We start from the raw sequence: 17,628 nt of genomic DNA, 5'->3' as shown, positions 1-17,628 counted from the left end.
CGATACCGGGAGATATCCCCTTACTGGCGATTGTCGCATTTTCTACGTTACTGCCTTTTATCATCGCGGCGGGGACGTGTTACCTGAAAATATCTATCGTACTCATCATGGTCCGTAATGCGATGGGTGTGCAACAGGTGCCCTCCAGCTTAACGCTTAATGGAATTGCATTACTGTTATCAATGTTTGTGATGATGCCGGTGATTCAGGATGTGCATCACTATATGAGCGCCGAAAAGGTTGATTTCAGCAATGTCGAGTCTGTGGATAATTTTGTTGAAGGGGGGCTTGGTAGTTACAAAGCTTATCTGAAGAAATATTCCGATCCGGAATTGCTCACCTTTTTTGAATCATTGCAACAAGGGCGTAGTGAGGATGAGGCGATAGCTGAAATGGAGACTCGCGAGCCGACGCTGTTTTCCCTACTGCCCGCTTATGCACTGAGCGAAATTAAATCGGCGTTTGAAATTGGGTTTTACATCTATCTGCCCTTTGTGGTGATAGACCTGATTATCTCTAGCATTCTGCTCGCGCTGGGGATGATGATGATGAGCCCGGTCACTATTTCTGTTCCGGTAAAACTGATCTTGTTCGTGGCAATCGACGGTTGGTCGCTGATTTCCAAGGGGTTGATTATGCAATACATGGAGCTGGCGCAGCATTAGCAAGGTAACTCACTTATGGACGAAATTATTTACGCCAGTAATAAAGCTATGTTGCTTATTGTGTTGCTCTCGGCGATCCCGGTGATGGTGGCGACGGCCGTTGGCCTATTAGTTGGTCTGATTCAGACCGTAACACAGCTTCAGGAGCAGACACTGCCATTTGGCATCAAACTGCTCGCGGTATTTGGATCACTGTTTATGATCTCGGGCTGGTTGTCTGACAAGGTCATGAATTTTGCTACTGAAGTGCTGGCTATCGCATTATCACCCGCAGGAGTGGGGTGATGGAACACGAGATGCTGGCTTTTTATGTGTCGCTCTATTCTACATTTCAGACGGAACTGATGAAGTTGGCATTGGCTTGGGTGCGGATTGCGCCATTGTTCTTTTTCTTGCCTTTTCTCAGTAGCAAATTGCTCAACAGCAGCATAATTAAAAACTGTGTTGCCATTTTTCTGGCACTGGGTTTGTGGCCATTGTTTTCCGCACGTGAAATTAACTGGGAAGAAGTCAATCTCAGTGAAATGATCCTTTATGAATTGGCGATCGGTTTGGTGCTGGCTTTCATCCTAAGTTTACCATTTCTTATTGCCAATATTATTGGTGAGCTGATCGATAACCAGCGTGGGGCCACTATCAGTGACACCATCGACCCCGCCAATGGTGTGGAATCTTCCGAGATGTCGGTGTTAGTTAGCCATATTGTGGTGATGATATTTCTTGCCCAAGGGGGAATGTACAAATTGGCGCAGGCCCTTGTCGAGAGCTACCGTCTGTTGCCTTTTGCTGCTGGATTTTCCCATTTTGATAGCCTGTCATTGGGGCGCTGGCTTAATCAGTTAGTGCAACAGAGTATTATTCTCGCCGCGCCCATACTGGTGACTTTGTTTATTACTGAGGTAGCGCTGGGCCTTTATTCTCGTTTTTGCCCACAGCTTAATGCCTTTTCCTTATCATTAACGATTAAATCTGTTGTTGCATTTATGGTCTTCCTGCTCTATTTCCAAAATGAGATCCCCTCAATTTTGGCCAATATGATCTCTCTGAGTCCGCTGCACAATATTTTTGGTATTAAGTAGCAATAATCACGAAGAGATATCATGGCGGAAAAAACAGAAAAACCCACAGACAAAAAGATTCGTGACTCGGCAAAGAAAGGGCAAAGTTTTAAAAGTAAGGATATGGTTGCCGCAGTGGTATTGGTTGCAGGGGCTTTTGCTATTTCGGGTTTTTCCAGCTTATTTGGATTAGGCAGTTTACTGCAAAAAATTTTGCTCTCACCTTCTTCAATAGGTGTCGAGGCATTACTGGACGAGCTTTACAGCTTATTTTTGCAAGCGGTTGTCCCGGTGTTATTGGCCTGTTTTTTACCGGGGGCTATTATTTCGTTGCTACAAAGCCGTTTCCGTTTGGCGACAGAAGCATTAAAAATTGATTTTTCTCACCTAAACCCGATTTCTGGTTTTAAAAAAATCTTTTCTCTGCGCTCATTAAAAGAATTGGTGAAAGCATTTCTTTATTTATTGGTCTTTAGCATATCAGCAATACTGTTCTTTATTCTTTGGCGGCAGGAGATATTCATGCTCTACCGCACGACAATTAATGGAATGATTGGTCAGTGGGCACACCTATGTATTACTTTTATTATCGTGTTCCTGGCCGTGGCATTATTGATTTTACTCATTGACACCATGACTGAGTTTTTCTTATTTATGAAAGATTTAAAAATGGAAAAGCAGGAGGTGAAAAAAGAGCGCAAAGATAATGATGGCGATCCTCATATTAAAAGTACCCGTAGAGGTTTGCATCAGGAATTATTGTCAGAGGAGATAAAATCGAATGTTCGTGACTCGACTTTTATCATGGCTAATCCAACACATATTGCCATGGCAATTTATTTTAATACTGACATAGCGCCGCTGCCATTTATTATGATGAAAAATCGGGGATTACAGGCAAAAGCGATAATTACCTACGCCGAACAGCAAGGCGTGCCAGTTGTAAGGGATATTCCCTTAGCACGACAGCTATGGCGAAATTATCGCAAAGACAGTTTTATTGATGAACAGGGGCTGGATGATGTAATGCAAATCATTAACTGGCTGATACGTATTGAACTGGAAAGCATGGGCATTGATGTTGATGCCGCACTCAAGCAGCTAGAGGAAAATCATGCTGCGCAGCAAGCTTGCGCGTCAGAAACTGATGACAGTCAACACCATTAACTTGAATCGCTTTTTATAAGAACTACCCGCTCTAATTATCTATGATGCAAACATCAGCGTTGCATCATATTTCTCATATTATTAATCAGGAGAGTATATGAACCAGAAGCATGATGCAGCACAAAGTCAAAGTGAAGATATGGATATTGTTTTTGACGAACTTTGCCAGGCATTAATGGATGGTGCCAGTTATAAAGATATTCATGGTATTCCACAAAGCACCATGGACGGGCTTTATGCCTATGCTTACGAATTTTACCAGCAAGGTAAATTGGATGAAGCAGAAACATTTTTCCGTTTTCTCAGTATTTATGATTTTTATAATACTGATTATATCATGGGATTAGCGGCGGTTTATCAATTGACAAAACGTTATGAGAAATCTGCGGAACTTTATTCTTTGGCTTTTATCCTGGCAAAGAATGACTACCGCCCATTATTTCATGCCGGGCAGTGTAATTTAATGATGAAAAAAAGTAGTGCTGCGTTGCATTGTTTTGAAAGTACTTTTAATGGCAGTAATGATTCGGAGTTGAAACAAAAATCCTCTGTTTATTTGACTGCATTAAAGAAAAACCTGACAGAAAATGAACCAGCAGAAGAATAATTCTGATTGAATAAGGTAAACATATTCTATGGTAGATATAACGCAGGCCAGCTGTGAACGTATTAATAGTATTCACACATTTACTCAGGGCGTGAATATTAATCAGATACGTGATGACAGCACCAAAAATCTCTTGGCTCTGGAGGATGCCTGTCGGGAACTGGCATCAACAGAGCAGGAGCGCCGTCATCGCCACGAGGGGGAACCGCAACTGGCGAAGCCAAAGATGACTTTGGCTCAGGCTTCCTCTGGGGCGGCAGTTTATCAGCAACCGGCAGAAGAGAATGTCAGTGCCAGAATGTATGCTAAGGCAAACTCAAATACCCCCAGCAAGTCCTCCGGCTTTAACGCTACAGCATCACTGATTGGCTCAATGGCGACACTGCGCCAGCTATTACATGATGGCAATCTGAGCGAGTTGCGCGGACGTCTGCAAATGATTAATGCCGAATCCACTTCTTTGCGTGCTCAGGGTGAGAAACTGTTGTCGGAGCTGGAAAAAGGTACCGGTGAGCTACAGAACGTAAATGATAAGGCTACAGAGTGCGAGCAGGCTTTTCTGCAAAGTAAAGCGGCCGTGAAAGCACTAACACAGCAGATGCAAAGTACTCAGGAACAACGTGTTGATACTAATAAGCAATTGACACAAGTGCAGCAAAACTTGAGCCAGGCGACGTCTGATCTCAAAGCACTTTCAACACCAACACCAACACCAGCACCAACACCTACATCCGCGCAGACTCCCGAACAGCAACAACAGCATCAGTTGCTGACGGAGACTATCAGGGCACTGACCAGCAAGCAAAATGCATTACAGGCAAGTAGCCAGCAACTGTCCAATAATCTCACCGTGCTAGACGGCAAACTGGAAGCAGCCCAATTTAATACTGTACAGGCTAACAATAACTATAAGCAAATGCTGAGTCAGGCGACCGTAATAGCCCAGCAGGCAGATAATAATCGTAAAGAAATCAACAGTTTTATTGAAAACTCTACCCGCCCGCCACAAATTGAGGGCGAGCGCTGGGAGAGTTCGTTAGCAATACTGACATTGCTAACCGCGCAACTGAAAAAAGCGCTGAATGATGATTCCATTAAAAACATGCGCCAGCAGCAAGAGGTGATGGAAACCATCAGTGAGGCCTCTCGTAAAGATTCAGAGAAAAAAGCTGAAGAAGCCGAAGAGGCGCAGCGTAAAGCTGATGAGGCAAATAAAGCGGCTTCCTGTGCCAGTAAAGTCTTTGGTTACATCATGTTGGCGGTGTCAGTTGTAGCAACTGTCGCCTCCTTTGGTACTGCGGCACCACTGACGTTGGCCATCGCGGCAATTGGTATTGCCATGACAGTCGCCGATATTGTGCTGCAAGAAACCGGAAACAGCAGTTTGATGCAGATGCTGGCGACGGAAATCTCATCGGGTATTACCGATATGCTGATTCAGTTCGGCGTACCGGAAGAGAAAGCCAAAGAGATTGGCAATATTATGGGCATGGTGCTGGCGGCTGTCGCATTCCTCGCGATTTCTCTCTTTTCTATCTCCTCATTTGTCAAAAATGCCGGTCAGGTTGTGGCGAAAGTCGCGAAAAATGCCAGTCAACATGTGGCTAACCTGATGAAAAGTGCTGTGAAAGCGCTGCCTCGCGAGTTCGTCAACAGCATGGGTAAGGTGGGGAGTAAGGCCACGAATCTCAGTAAGCCGTTGGCGAAAATTGCTGACAAAACAGACGATGTGGCAAAAGCCGCTGACAAGGCCAGCAATGTGGGCAAAGTGACGAATGTGACCGCCCGTAAAGTCGAAATGGGCCTTAATGGCACCAATATGGCGCTAGGGGTGACCAATACCGCCGTCAGTGGTGGGCTGAATTTACATGCCAGTAGCTTGATTGGCGATATGAAAGAGATGTTGGCACATATGATGCTGAACAATGCAGTCATCCAGGCCATCGACGAATTATTAAAGGCATTGATTAAGACCATGTCTAAAAGTTATGACCAGATCAATGAGATGTTTGAAGGCATGATCTCGGCGTTGAATGAATCCGGCAATGCAAAAGCCAACATGATGAAAAGCAGCTTTGCTTAATTTCAGGGAAACTATTTATGAACACTATCCAACAAACACCTACTTTTTCTGGCGTCAAGATTAATCCAAATCTTGCGCCGTTGATGGCCCCAATGGAGGCTGCGCAAAATACCACGAGCAAACTGAGTCTGCACGATGTTAAGTCGGCAACCATGACCGATTTCGCCAGTGTTTTCGGGAAACCACAACTGGCGGCTCCTCTGACTGCGGTTAATCATGACTTGATGCTGTCACAGCTTGATGGCTTGGAAGCACCGGAAAATACCGAGAGTTTGGATGATTTGCGTATTGCGTTTTTAACCACGCCAGAGGGATTCAAACAAACATTGACCACAGTGATGCAGCGGGAAGCGGCTATAACCGATAAGAGTGCGGGTAGCTTGCTGGATGCGCTGGCAACGGATGATGAAGAGCAACGCAATTTGGCTTCTGCGGCTCAGATGTTGCTGGGGAGCTCTTTATTGAAAGAGATGAATACGGCTCGGACAGGGCTGGCAGAGGGTAATAATAAAGTTGAATCTTTGGACTCAGCAAAGCAGCGCGAATTTGTGGGTATCCAAACCAATGACATGATGCGCTTTTTGCTCAGTATGCTGCGCCAGGTTATGGCGGAGCTCAATATCTCCGAGCGCCGTATTAATAATATGTTTTCCGCTCTCAGTGCCGAAATGACGGAGAAAGCGGCAGAGTCAACCATCCGTGAAGGGCAGCAAATCTACCATAGTGCTGTTATCGGTTTTGCTACCTCAATGGCAATTACCGGCGTTGGTACTGGGTTACAGGCAGGTGGCTTATTTAAGCAGAATCAGATAGTTAAGAGTCATCTGAAGCCAGCAAATCAGCACAGTGTTGATGCCAAAAAACTGTCACTTAATATGAATCAAACAGAAGGGACGGCTAAGAGCAGTGTTATCCGTACTAGTGCGGATGGAAATCCCATGCAGCAAGCCACAACGCCAAATCCGGCGCAAGAGGCACAATTTAAGCAGCAGCAGCAAAGGGTTAATGAAACACAAAACCAGGGCGATCTTCATCGGCAGAAATACGATCAGCAGACCAATAAATACCGCACGTTAGGCAGTGTTACTGATCAAATGACGCGAATGTCTGATAACGCCGGTCAGTTGTCGAGCGCTTCTAATACCTCGGCAGTCAAAGAGGCTGAAGCGGACAAAATGATGCAGAGCGCCGCAGCAGATATTACGCGCGGAATTGCCAGTGATAAAGAGAAGCAGATTGAGAAAAGCACTGAGACGATGAAAGAGATCCGTGGCCATATCAGCGCCATGCGTGATGCCACCGTTCGAACTAACCAAAGCCTGGTGAAGGGTTAAATAGGAATCGATATGACAACTTCTATTTCATTCCCACAACATGCGCCGGAACGGATGCATAGCGCGAAGATGCCCGTCACGACTGACATCAAAGACAACAAGCAGGTAATGTCCTTGCAGGATATGAAGTTATCTATCCAGCCGCAATTTCAGGCCGATCCTTATACTTATGCGCAACAGTTGCTGGACAGCAATAGCCATTTACTCCCTTCGCCAAAGTCTGATTCATATGTTTTGTTGGGCGAGAACTCTGTTTCAACTGATGCAGATAAGACAATGGAGGCGTCTCGTCAGTTGGGGCGCAACTTAAAGCAAAGTAGTGATGCTCATGGTGCCGCCGCAAGCAGAGTGAAACGGGCTGTTGCAGATGCTGGTGAGGTAGGGTCGCCACCGCATATAGAGGCACTGAAAGATTTGATTTCCTCAATACATGGCGACTATCAGACAAATTACGCCAAAATTAATGAGGGTGCCGCCAAATTTATGAAGGATGTTAATACAGCACTCGGGACAATTAGCAATTTCATTTCTGCTGGCAAAGATGGAAAGATAGTATTCGAGGCCGAAGACTTTGCGAAAAGTTTGCATAAGGGATTGCAAGGTTACACCGTATATTCAGTCCAAAACACAAATGATTATAAAGAATGGTCTCAATGGAATAACGATACAATACCTATTCATATTTTTAAAGGGGATGAAAAAACATTAGATTTCTGGACGAAAAAACTGGGAGACGGTTTTATTGTGCGAAGACCACCGCATACGTCGGATGAAATTACTATTCAGATAGTACCCAATTTGGAACCTATCAGAAATATTTTCTCAAGTATATCTAATATCAAAGGCCCTTGGAATGGGAATGAAATGCAGTCGCAAGTTTTCCAGAGCCTACAAACTGCTATTGATAGCCAAAAAAGCTCCGTCAATAATAGCGTGTCACAACTGTTGGAACGGTTTCGTCAGGATAATAGTACCTTTGAAACCATGATTCAGTTGCTAACAAAAATGACGGAAGATTTACACCGTTATAATGCTGGATATTTCCAATAAATAAATAGTGGCAGTTTATGACCTGCCGCTATTTCAAGTTGTGTAATATTTTATGACTATTATGTGAACTTCTTAATAAATAAAAATAGTAGTAAAAATAGGGCGTTGGGTATTTTTTTTTTTGCAAGCTTGCCCGTTCGGTGTGAAAATTTTAAAGCTATTTAGATAAGGTAAATGAGTTATGTTAATATCGCCCACAACAAACCATAATACTACGGTATCCAGTAATCGGTCTTCTTTTTCTAGCGAGCCATCTATTAATACCCAGAACTCTGTTGCTAATAGTATCCGCGGAATTTCATCTGGCGATCAACAATCCTATCCACTTTCTTCTGCTGAAAAACTAAATAATAATGTTTTTAGTTTCAGCCAGAGTTCTGCTAATGGCCAATTATTGGGGGATATAAATAAGGCCAGCCACGCGACTATCTTCTTAGAACATCTGAAAAGTCAAAATTCTAACACTCAGGGTTTTAATAAATTTATTAAAGCAACGGGTCAAGATTCTAGCCGTGATCTGAAAAACACAACAGTAAAATGTGGGGCCAAAGTTACGCTGACCCTATTTAGCCTATTACCTGATGACAAGAAGGATGTAAAACTGGCGAAGAGTGCGCAGAGTTTCTACCATTCGATGGTTAAGTTTTCCGAACAGCCGGATTTAAGGGCTAATAAGGATTCTACATATAAAGTAGTGATGGATTTTGTGTCTGCTATTTTTAATAAAATGGAATTAAGCAATCACACCGAACAAACGGGGCGTTTGGATAAGTTTTGTTCCGAGTACCTTAAACAATATGTCTATCCGGACATTATTCTCAAGTTAGAGGGGAAAGTGTCGGATGAGTCTTTGCAAAAGCTACGGGACGATCCTACGGCGGTAGAAGGGTATCTTTATACTGACCAAAAAAAATCAAATGACGAGATGATCAACTCGCTGAAACAACAATTTTTTGGGTTCAAGCGGGCAGGCGATAAAGCTGTAAAAATGAATTCATTGATCAGTGAGTTGGAACATAAAACGCAATTAATAGCAGACTTGAATCCGCAATTGAAAACTCCGAGCAGACAAGCATCACAACCTGAGGTGAGTGCAAGGTTGGCCGACTCTCCCCCGCCCGACTATGATATGGGGCCGCCGTCAGCTGCTTCCGCCGGTAGAGCTAATTCTTCACCGGGTGATATTATTAACAGTTTTATTTTTATTACTGGCAATGATACGAAACTTGACGAACAGTTAAACCGTTTAACCGGTACTCTTACTTCTCTTGTGAACGATTTAAAAGAGGTAAAATCACTACCAGAGCGGGTAGCCCCAGGTGGGAGCTTACAAAGCACCCCAAATTATATTACAACGGCGACTCTTTATCTGTCCGGCACTGATGCAGTTGTTGAACCACAGAGTACGCCTGCCGCACAAATACCGATTGAGGCGGCTGACTTATCGGGCCAGACATTCACTAATTTTGATGATTCCTCGTTGCTATCCCCTAAATTGGTACAACAAGCCCTACGCGTTATGCAGGATAAAAAAGTGCAGAGCCAACCTCTGGTGAGTCAGAAAGAGGATTCACCCGTACGGCATCTTAGCTCTCAAGGTAACGCATTTATGGGTCTTGCAGGGGATGCAGCTAAAACGCCAGCACTTCAAAAGTATAGCGAAGTGCCTCAGGTGACACTGACCCGGGGAGGGCAGACTAGCAACCTCAGCAGGTTACAGACTTACAGGCTAAATGACTCGTATCAGTTGACCCCGAAAAATACCACGTCATCTGAATCTGAAATGGGTGTAGAGAAGAATATTCAGGAACAAGATACGGTCAGTGTCAAGCAGCCAAAACGCCCGTTTTCGCTTAATGCTCAAGGAAATCAATTTGTTGGTCTGAGAGGAAATGCCGCCGGGTTTGCGCCACTCCAGCAATACAGTGATACTTCGGTAACACTAACCCGAGGAGGGCAAGTTCGCGACCTTAACCGTAAACTCGATTATAAGATGAGTGATACACATCAGGTTAGCAGCAAGAGCCTTCCGGCCGATAAGCAACCCATGAACCCGCCAGAGACGAATTGATGAGCCAGATAAACCCTCAGGAGTGTTGGCTTAAATCAGAATTAGCCCAGATCCGAGCTTATGCTGGCGCAGCACAAAGCTTAGATTTACAAGCGCGCCTGATTCTTGATTTGCATATCGACTCTTTGGAGATGCTGGAGTTGGTATCCGCGGTGGAGAATCATACACAACAGCCGCTGGACGATAAAACCTGGATGGAATGGTATCGGGTACAAGATGTTTTGGATTATTTAACCAAAGGTAATTGATTGAAAGAAAAGGAATTCCGCTAGCTATTATCGCAGATTGGCTCATGCGACAATAACTTGTTGAATAGACGAAAAAATGACATTGCCAGTTTTTTTCGCACCATATCTTCAACCATGGGGCAGTCGTTGCGGCCAATCTACACGAACATAAGCCCAAACCTCAGAAAGCAAAAACCAGCTGTTAAGCTGGTTTCTTTAAAGATGGTGCCCAGACTAGAAATCGAAATAAACCACCTGATGTGTTGTTATTAAACGATATTATTGTACTCATTAAATATTGGTAAATGTATTTATCAGCGTAAATGAGGTCTCATCCGCTTAAATTTTCCACTCACCTCTTTTCGTGAATTGAATAGACTGTAATATACAATAGTGTTGCCCATTGATAAGTCATTTTTACGTTATTATAGGTTAACTTATTCACGATAATAATAGATAAAACTCTTGTGAACCTCTTTAGTTCTAAAATACCCCGAATACACATCACATTTCTGAAGAAAATATTTGTAGGCACGTTCCTACAATAAGCTTCATAAACTCTCTGTTTAATTTTTATGATGTTTATTAATTCCTTTAATCGTAGTGAGTTAACTTTGCGTTGTAAGAAATGTCTTATACATCAGTGTGATGTTGCGTTTTTTTTGAAACATAAACTGTTACTTTTTGTTACATTTAACTCATTGGTGTTAGATGGCTAACGTTTCTACACTGCGCGCATCGGTATTTAATTGATATGCTAATGCGTGTGAAAAATACCTGTCTGATACTGTTTCATGCCATCCGGTGAATGGATAGGGATATCTACAAAGCGTTTTTTACTTTAATACGCGCTGAGTTAATCAGCGGGTGGTGAATGCTGTGCCAGGTAATGTAGATTATTTTTATTCATTTTCTCAGCGGTGGATTTCTTAAGTTTCCTTCCCTTAATAAGGAAAGTCGATGTCCTCTTCAAGCTTTCAAAATGAAATACCAAAAGCACGCATTAATATTAAATTAGATCTACACACTGGCGGTGCCCAAAAGAAAATGGAACTGCCTTTGAAGTTGTTGGTGATGGGGGATTACAGCAATGGTCAGGAACAGCGCCCACTGTCTGAGCGTGAAAAGCTCAATATCAACAAAAACAATTTTAATAGTGTTTTGGCTGAATTCCAACCGAGTCTGAAACTCGCTGTCCCTGATACCTTGGCTGGCGATAACACCGATACCGCCGTTGCCCTGACTTTCCGTGACATGAAAGATTTCGAGCCGGAAAGTGTGGCCCGTCAAATCCCGCAACTACGTGCCTTATTGGCAATGCGCAACCTGCTACGTGACCTCAAATCCAATCTGCTGGACAACGCCACTTTCCGTCGTGAATTGGAAAATATCCTTAAAGACGAAGCACTGAGCGATGAGCTGCGTGCTGAGCTGGCGGCATTGGCCCCAAAAGACTGTTAATCATCAGATTGGCTGCTTGTCATTAGAAAGAAGAAAAGGAATATGTTGATGTCTGTACAGGAAAATAGTGCGCAGGGTAATGCGACCGTATTAGAAAAAAACCGTCCCTTAGCGCAAGGGGTTTATGCTTCTTTATTTGAAAAAATCAGTCTAAATCCGGTCTCCTCATTGACGGGGCTTGATGCTTTCCAGAACAGTGATGCGCTGGCAGAAGCGACCACGGATGAGCGTGTGACTGCCGCCGTCAGTGTCTTTTTAGACTTGCTGAAGCAATCGTCGAAAAAAGTAGAAAAACTGGATAAAACCCTGCTGGATGGCCACATTGCGGCACTGGATGACCAAATCAGTCGTCAGTTGGATGCAGTGATGCATCACCCCGATTTCCAACGTGTAGAGTCCACTTGGCGTGGTGTGAAATCCCTTATTGATCAAACCGATTTCCGTCAAAACGTGCGAATCGAACTGCTGGATATCAGTAAAGATCATTTGGTTCAGGATTTTGAAGACGCCCCTGAAATCGTGCAAAGTGGCCTCTACACTCAGACTTACATTCAGGAATATGACACCCCAGGTGGCGAGCCAATTGCCGCCGCGATTTCTAACTACGAATTTGACCGTAGCCCGCAAGATATCGCCTTATTGCGCAATATCTCCAAGGTTGCAGCGGCAGCCCATATGCCGTTTATCGGTTCGGTTGGCCCCGAGTTCTTTGGTAAAGAGAACATGGAAGAAGTGGCTGCCATCAAAGATATTGGTAACTATTTCGACCGTGCCGAATACATCAAGTGGAAAGCTTTCCGCGACTCCGATGATTCACGCTATATCGGCCTGACTATGCCGCGCGTGCTGGGGCGCTTGCCATATGGCCCGGACACCGTGCCGGTGCGCAGCTTTAACTATGTTGAGCAGGTGAAAGGCCCAGACCACGACCGTTATCTGTGGACCAATGCCTCGTTTGCCTTTGCCGCCAATATGGTGAAAAGCTTCATTAAAAATGGCTGGTGTGTGCAGATCCGTGGCCCTCAGGCCGGTGGTGCAGTCACTAACTTACCTATCCATCTGTACGATTTGGGGACCGGTAATCAGGTCAAAATCCCGTCAGAAGTGATGATCCCGGAAACTCGCGAATTTGAGTTCGCTAATTTGGGCTTTATCCCACTGTCGTACTACAAAAACCGTGATTACTCCTGCTTTTTCTCGGCTAACTCTGCCCAGAAACCGGCGCTGTATGACACCGCTGATGCCACCGCCAACAGCCGTATCAACGCCCGTTTGCCGTATATCTTCTTGCTCTCACGCATTGCCCATTATCTGAAACTTATTCAGCGCGAAAATATCGGTACCACCAAAGACCGCCGTTTGTTGGAGTTGGAACTGAATAACTGGATCCGCACGCTGGTGACGGAAATGACTGATCCGGGTGATGACTTACAGGCTTCCCATCCACTGCGCGATGCGAAAGTGACTGTCGAAGATATCGAAGACAACCCAGGCTTCTTCCGCGTCAAGCTGTATGCCGTGCCGCACTTCCAGGTTGAAGGCATGGATGTGAATCTGTCATTGGTTTCGCAGATGCCGAAGGCTAAGGCATAAACGCAGATACGATGAAAATTTATCGTCCGTTATGGAGCGAGGGGGCATTGCTGTCCCCTCAGCAGTTCCAGCAACAGTCCGAGTGGGAATCCTTCAGGAGTGCCGGCGTGTCAGCACTGGCTTCCCCATTCCCGTGGGGCGCGGAAAAGGTGGAGTTTGATGACAATTTACTGTCTTCTGGACTGATACAAATCCGGCACCTTCGGCTCTGGCTTCCTGATGGCACCTTGGTTGATACGTTAAACAGTGATTTATCCCCTGAAGTCCGAGAACTTAACTCTGAGCAACTTGTTGCTCAAGAGTCAGTGACCGTTGTTCTTGCGCTGCCGTTGATGCAAACGGGGATGTCTAATGTACAGCAGGAGGCATCGGCTGCTGAGCGACCTCTGCGTTACCGCGAAGGGTGGGTTACGGTTCCTGATGTCTTTGGTTCTGAAGAAGAATCCATGGCAGTGGCGCATTTTAATCTGTCCGTCCGTTATCAACATGAAAATAATGAGTCGTGGAAGACCTGCGCGGTGACTCGTTTAGTTCGTGACGGGCAGGGGGGATGGCGTCAGGATCCTACCTTCATTCCTCCGATGGCACTTTTCTCTGCCAGTTTCGCTTTACGTGAACGTCTGGTTTTACTGAATCGTCAATTACGGTCACGCCGCCAGCGTTTGATGTCGATGCGTCGTGAAAGTAACGAACGCTTGGCTGATTTCGCAGTGGCTGATGTTTCTCTCTTCTGGCTGCTCAATGCTCTCAACTCTCATGCCCGTGTTCTGACTGAATATGAACGTTTTCCCGCTCGTCATCCTGAGCAGGTATGGGCTGAATTGGCTCGTTTGGCGGGGAGTATGCTGACCTTCTCCCTCGACAGCGACCTTGACGCGATACCTGGGTATGATCATGCAGAACCAGGAAATACCTTCCCGCCGTTGTTTGATCTCATCACGAACCTATTAGAAGCCAGCTTGCCATCTAGGGTGATAGCTTTGGAAATGTCACGTCCTGATGAGCAAACATGGAAAGCATCCTTGCACGATGCTCGTTTACGTGAAGACGCTGATTTTTATCTGTCTGTTCGTTCTGATATTCCTGCGTGGCAAATTGCGGAGCGATTCCCTGCACTTTGTAAAGCCGGTTCCCCAGATGAAGTGAATGAGATCTACAGCGCGGCACTTAACGGCATTCCACTGATTGCTGTTAGTCGAGTCCCTGCTGCATTGCCCGTACGTCTGGAAAATCAGTATTTTGCACTCGACATGGAAAGTGTGGCTGCCCACGACATGCTGGACCAAGGCGTATGCATGTTCTATGTCCCGTCTCTTCTGGGCGCTCTGGAACTTGAACTATTTGCGGTGTTACGTTCATGAGACAAGAAATCGATATTGACCAATTAATGACGGAAACCTGGCTAACGGTCACCTTGCTGCGCCATGGTGCTGTCACGCCTGATGGTAATGCGCTCTATCAAAATTGTCTAAAGCAGGTTGAGAATGTTCGTGAAACGCTGAAAAAAGCGGGATACGACGACGCCAGTATTGAGCATATTTCCTATGCGCAGTGTGCTCTGCTTGATGAAACAGTGATGAGCCGTAAATCAGTGGGTACCGATGACAGTGGGGCTATCAGTGCTGACGAGGGGCAGCGTGCTTGGCGAGCAGCCCCGCTTCAGGCACGTTTTTTTGGTTCGCTACATGCGGGTGAGGCAATTTGGGATCGTATTGCTGAAGTGCTACGTCAACCCGCGCCTATCACTGCGGTATTGACGTGCTATCACCGGGTGCTTTCTCTCGGTTTTCAGGGGCTGTACAGCGTGAAAACGGTTAGCCAGACCCAGAGAGATGAAACGCTGAAAGCCTTGAACGAACGTGTTTCACCACCGGATATCGGTTTATCCCTGATAGTCCACAAAACCGGCCGTCGGCACTACAGCCTGCTACGCTCGGTTTGGTTTTGGGTCATCTTTGCTGTAGTGCTAACGGCGGGCGTCTGGTGGGGAGGGCATCACTGGTTGCAAACGTTGTTGTCTGCTCAGATGCCGGAGTTGCGCCACTAATGCATAAAACAGCCATCGTCTCTAGGGTGTTTCACGTACTCATCAGTGCCATTGTGTTGTTATGGCTGATGTGGAACTTCTTCCCGATTGCAACTTGGTTAAAGGGATTGGTCACGTTGGTGATCATCATGACTGCAGGTGTCTTCGCGTGGCGTCGCCATCTCAGCGTAGCCACGGACCCTGTTGTCTCAGATTTACCCCCCATTGAAAATCAGAATCCCATCGTACTGGTATGTGGTGATGGGATGGATGAACTGTTCCACGAGTTGCCATTAAGGAAGACCGGTCAAGGTTGCTGGCTTCGCGTCGGCGACGTTGGCGCACTCACAAGTATTGTACGTGACATTCAGGCTGAGCAGCCTAACCAGCTAGGGCAGCTTTCCATTATGTTTACCTGCTTACCGGATCAGCATCAAGATGTGGCCGTTCTGCGGGCTTCGCTTAAAACACTGCGCCAACAGGTTAAACATCTAAAGTCGATGACAGGTTTCCAATTACCCGTGGTGCTGAACTGCCAGTTTTCGGGACCTGAAACGCCATGGAGTATTGTGCACGGAAGCGGCACTGTTGTATGCCCAACAGATGAAGCCCCCGTTTCACTGCAAGAATGGCAATTAACATCAGCCAGCTTGACGACTTTTCCAATCCTCAGCCAGGCATTCACTTTCATCCGTGAAATCTTACTGGATGAGTTGGCGAAAACTGACCGTCTTTATCTTCCGGTACACCCTTTTGCCGTTGCACTGAGAACAGGTCATCCGAACGGAGAAAGTAGTTCTCTTTGGGCTCACTGGCTTTATCGCCGAACCTGCCTTCATCTCCCTAAAACTCAGATGAACTTAGTTACGTCAGAACGTTTTCCTGATGCGGTGCTACCACTGTTATCGCCTTATGCCTTGCCTGTACAAGGCGGGCGATCCTCTCGTCATCTGGTGCGCTTTCTTATGTTCTGCACACTGGCGGCAGTCGGGTTCTCTATTGCTAATAATAGGAGCCTGATCCAACAGGTTGGGGCAGATTTGCAGCGCTGGCGAGCCATCCCAATGGATCATTATGTCCCCAAATCGCAAGCACTTGCTGTTCTTCAACAAGATGCCTTGTTGCTTGAACGTTGGCAACGGCAGGGAGAACCACTGCGATACAGTTTGGGGTTATATCCAGGGCAACGTCTGTGGTTAGCCGTGCAACAGGCAATTGATACCTACATTCCACCGCCGGCGGCTCTAACTCTCGTGGAAGAGCAAGCGCCGAAGACCGTGCGTCTCGACAGCTTGTCACTGTTTGATGTGGGTAAATTCCAGCTCAAACCCGGCAGCATGAAAATGCTGGTTAATGCACTCATAAACATCAGAGCCAAACCCGGCTGGCTGATTATGGTGGCGGGTCACACCGATATCACTGGTGATGCACAGGCCAACCAAACTCTGTCACTCAAACGTGCTGAAGCGTTACGAGACTGGATGCTGTCAACCAGCGACGTTTCGCCGACCTGTTTTGCCGTACAGGGATACGGGGCGACACGCCCCATCGCGACTAACGATACGTCGGAAGGCCGCGCAGCCAACCGGCGGGTCGAAATCAGTCTGGTGCCACAGGCCGATGCCTGTCAGGTGTCAGAAACAGTAAATCGGTCGCAGGAACAAGCGACTTCATTCAGTAAGTAATAAGGAGTTTTACATGGCAATTCCAGTCTATCTGTGGCTGAAAGACGATGGCGGTGCAGACATCAAGGGTTCTGTTGATGTGCAAAGCCGTGAAGGCAGCATTGAGATTGTGGCACAGGACCATAACCTGTACATCCCAACTGATAACAATACCGGCAAGCTGACAGGCACCCGTATCCACACCCCGTTCGTTTTCACCAAAGAAATCGATGCGTCGACCCCTTATCTGTACAAGGCAGTGACCACCGGTCAAACGCTGAAAACCGCCGAGTTCAAATGGTACCGCATTGATGACGCTGGCCAGGAAGTTGAATATTTCAACACCAAACTGGAAAACGTCAAAGTAGTCAAAGTCGCGCCGAAAATGCACGACATCAAAGATCCGGCGAAAGAGAAGCACAACCACCTAGAACTGGTGGAACTGCGCTACGAAAAAGTCACCTGGACCTTCAAAGACGGCAATATCATTCATTCCGATTCTTGGAACGAACGCGCCACCGCATAAGACCTTACAGCAGGCGGTTCGCCGTCTGCTTTTTGGTGTTTTTAGCTGAGTATCGGCTTATCGGTATTTTGCTAAACACACTGACAATTTATCAGA

The 17,628-nt window shown here is 46.0% G+C and carries 16 protein-coding genes; all 16 read left to right on the top strand.

Annotated elements, in window-relative coordinates; translation table 11 throughout:
- Positions 1-2: 2 nt before the first annotated feature.
- The 16 genes from F0T03_RS17735 to F0T03_RS17660 all read left to right on the top strand — a co-directional run bounded on the left by F0T03_RS17735 (position 3) and on the right by F0T03_RS17660 (position 17,532).
- The gene (locus F0T03_RS17735; protein WP_181952371.1) at positions 3-665 is read left to right on the top strand and encodes an EscR/YscR/HrcR family type III secretion system export apparatus protein; all 663 of its coding nucleotides are present in this window, start codon (positions 3-5) and stop codon (positions 663-665) included.
- A 15-nt stretch (positions 666-680) separates the two neighbouring features.
- Positions 681-950, top strand: a complete 270-nt coding sequence (gene sctS, locus F0T03_RS17730) for a type III secretion system export apparatus subunit SctS (protein ID WP_145554762.1) — start codon at positions 681-683, stop codon at positions 948-950.
- A complete protein-coding gene (sctT, locus tag F0T03_RS17725) occupies positions 950-1,744 on the top strand; it encodes a type III secretion system export apparatus subunit SctT (protein WP_159679817.1) in 795 nt (264 codons plus the stop codon). Before sctS ends, sctT begins: the two co-directional genes overlap by 1 nt.
- Before the next feature lie 21 nt (positions 1,745-1,765).
- Positions 1,766-2,890, top strand: coding sequence for an EscU/YscU/HrcU family type III secretion system export apparatus switch protein (locus F0T03_RS17720; RefSeq protein ID WP_145554764.1), 1,125 nt, complete (start codon positions 1,766-1,768; stop codon positions 2,888-2,890).
- A 97-nt stretch (positions 2,891-2,987) separates the two neighbouring features.
- Positions 2,988-3,497: a type III secretion system translocator chaperone SicA gene (gene sicA / locus F0T03_RS17715; RefSeq protein WP_159679815.1), complete on the top strand. Its 510-nt coding sequence runs from the start codon at positions 2,988-2,990 to the stop codon at positions 3,495-3,497.
- Positions 3,498-3,525: 28 nt separating this feature from the next.
- Positions 3,526-5,580, top strand: coding sequence for a type III secretion system translocon subunit SseC family protein (gene sctE / locus F0T03_RS17710; RefSeq protein WP_159679813.1), 2,055 nt, complete (start codon positions 3,526-3,528; stop codon positions 5,578-5,580).
- A 17-nt stretch (positions 5,581-5,597) separates the two neighbouring features.
- The gene (locus F0T03_RS17705; RefSeq protein WP_159679811.1) at positions 5,598-6,914 is read left to right on the top strand and encodes an IpaC/SipC family type III secretion system effector; all 1,317 of its coding nucleotides are present in this window, start codon (positions 5,598-5,600) and stop codon (positions 6,912-6,914) included.
- Positions 6,915-6,926: 12 nt separating this feature from the next.
- The gene (locus F0T03_RS17700) at positions 6,927-7,964 is read left to right on the top strand and encodes an IpaD/SipD/SspD family type III secretion system needle tip protein (protein ID WP_159679809.1); all 1,038 of its coding nucleotides are present in this window, start codon (positions 6,927-6,929) and stop codon (positions 7,962-7,964) included.
- A 181-nt stretch (positions 7,965-8,145) separates the two neighbouring features.
- The gene (locus F0T03_RS17695) at positions 8,146-10,035 is read left to right on the top strand and encodes a hypothetical protein (protein ID WP_159679807.1); all 1,890 of its coding nucleotides are present in this window, start codon (positions 8,146-8,148) and stop codon (positions 10,033-10,035) included.
- Positions 10,035-10,283 carry an acyl carrier protein gene (locus F0T03_RS17690; protein WP_159679805.1) on the top strand — a complete coding sequence of 83 codons (249 nt, stop codon included), beginning with the start codon at positions 10,035-10,037 and terminating at the stop codon, positions 10,281-10,283. The genes F0T03_RS17695 and F0T03_RS17690 overlap by 1 nt, the downstream gene beginning before the upstream one ends.
- 939 nt (positions 10,284-11,222) lie before the next feature.
- The gene (tssB, locus tag F0T03_RS17685) at positions 11,223-11,723 is read left to right on the top strand and encodes a type VI secretion system contractile sheath small subunit (RefSeq protein ID WP_145554772.1); all 501 of its coding nucleotides are present in this window, start codon (positions 11,223-11,225) and stop codon (positions 11,721-11,723) included.
- A 42-nt stretch (positions 11,724-11,765) separates the two neighbouring features.
- On the top strand, positions 11,766-13,316 hold the full coding sequence (tssC, locus tag F0T03_RS17680; RefSeq protein ID WP_159679803.1) for a type VI secretion system contractile sheath large subunit: 1,551 nt from the start codon (positions 11,766-11,768) through the stop codon (positions 13,314-13,316).
- 11 nt (positions 13,317-13,327) lie between these two features.
- A complete protein-coding gene (gene tssK, locus F0T03_RS17675) occupies positions 13,328-14,677 on the top strand; it encodes a type VI secretion system baseplate subunit TssK (protein ID WP_159679800.1) in 1,350 nt (449 codons plus the stop codon).
- Complete coding sequence (gene tssL / locus F0T03_RS17670; RefSeq protein ID WP_159679798.1) at positions 14,674-15,363, top strand: type VI secretion system protein TssL, short form; 690 nt, start codon at positions 14,674-14,676, stop codon at positions 15,361-15,363. The genes tssK and tssL overlap by 4 nt, the downstream gene beginning before the upstream one ends.
- Entirely contained in the window at positions 15,363-17,027 is a 1,665-nt protein-coding gene (locus F0T03_RS17665; RefSeq protein WP_159679796.1) for an OmpA family protein, read from the top strand. The genes tssL and F0T03_RS17665 overlap by 1 nt, the downstream gene beginning before the upstream one ends.
- Before the next feature lie 13 nt (positions 17,028-17,040).
- Positions 17,041-17,532 carry an Hcp family type VI secretion system effector gene (locus tag F0T03_RS17660; protein ID WP_004392186.1) on the top strand — a complete coding sequence of 164 codons (492 nt, stop codon included), beginning with the start codon at positions 17,041-17,043 and terminating at the stop codon, positions 17,530-17,532.
- Positions 17,533-17,628: the final 96 nt, after the last annotated feature.

The sequence above is a fragment of the Yersinia canariae genome (genome assembly GCF_009831415.1).
Classification (GTDB): Bacteria; Pseudomonadota; Gammaproteobacteria; order Enterobacterales; family Enterobacteriaceae; genus Yersinia; species Yersinia canariae.
This window is presented reverse-complemented; position numbering and strand designations above follow the sequence as displayed.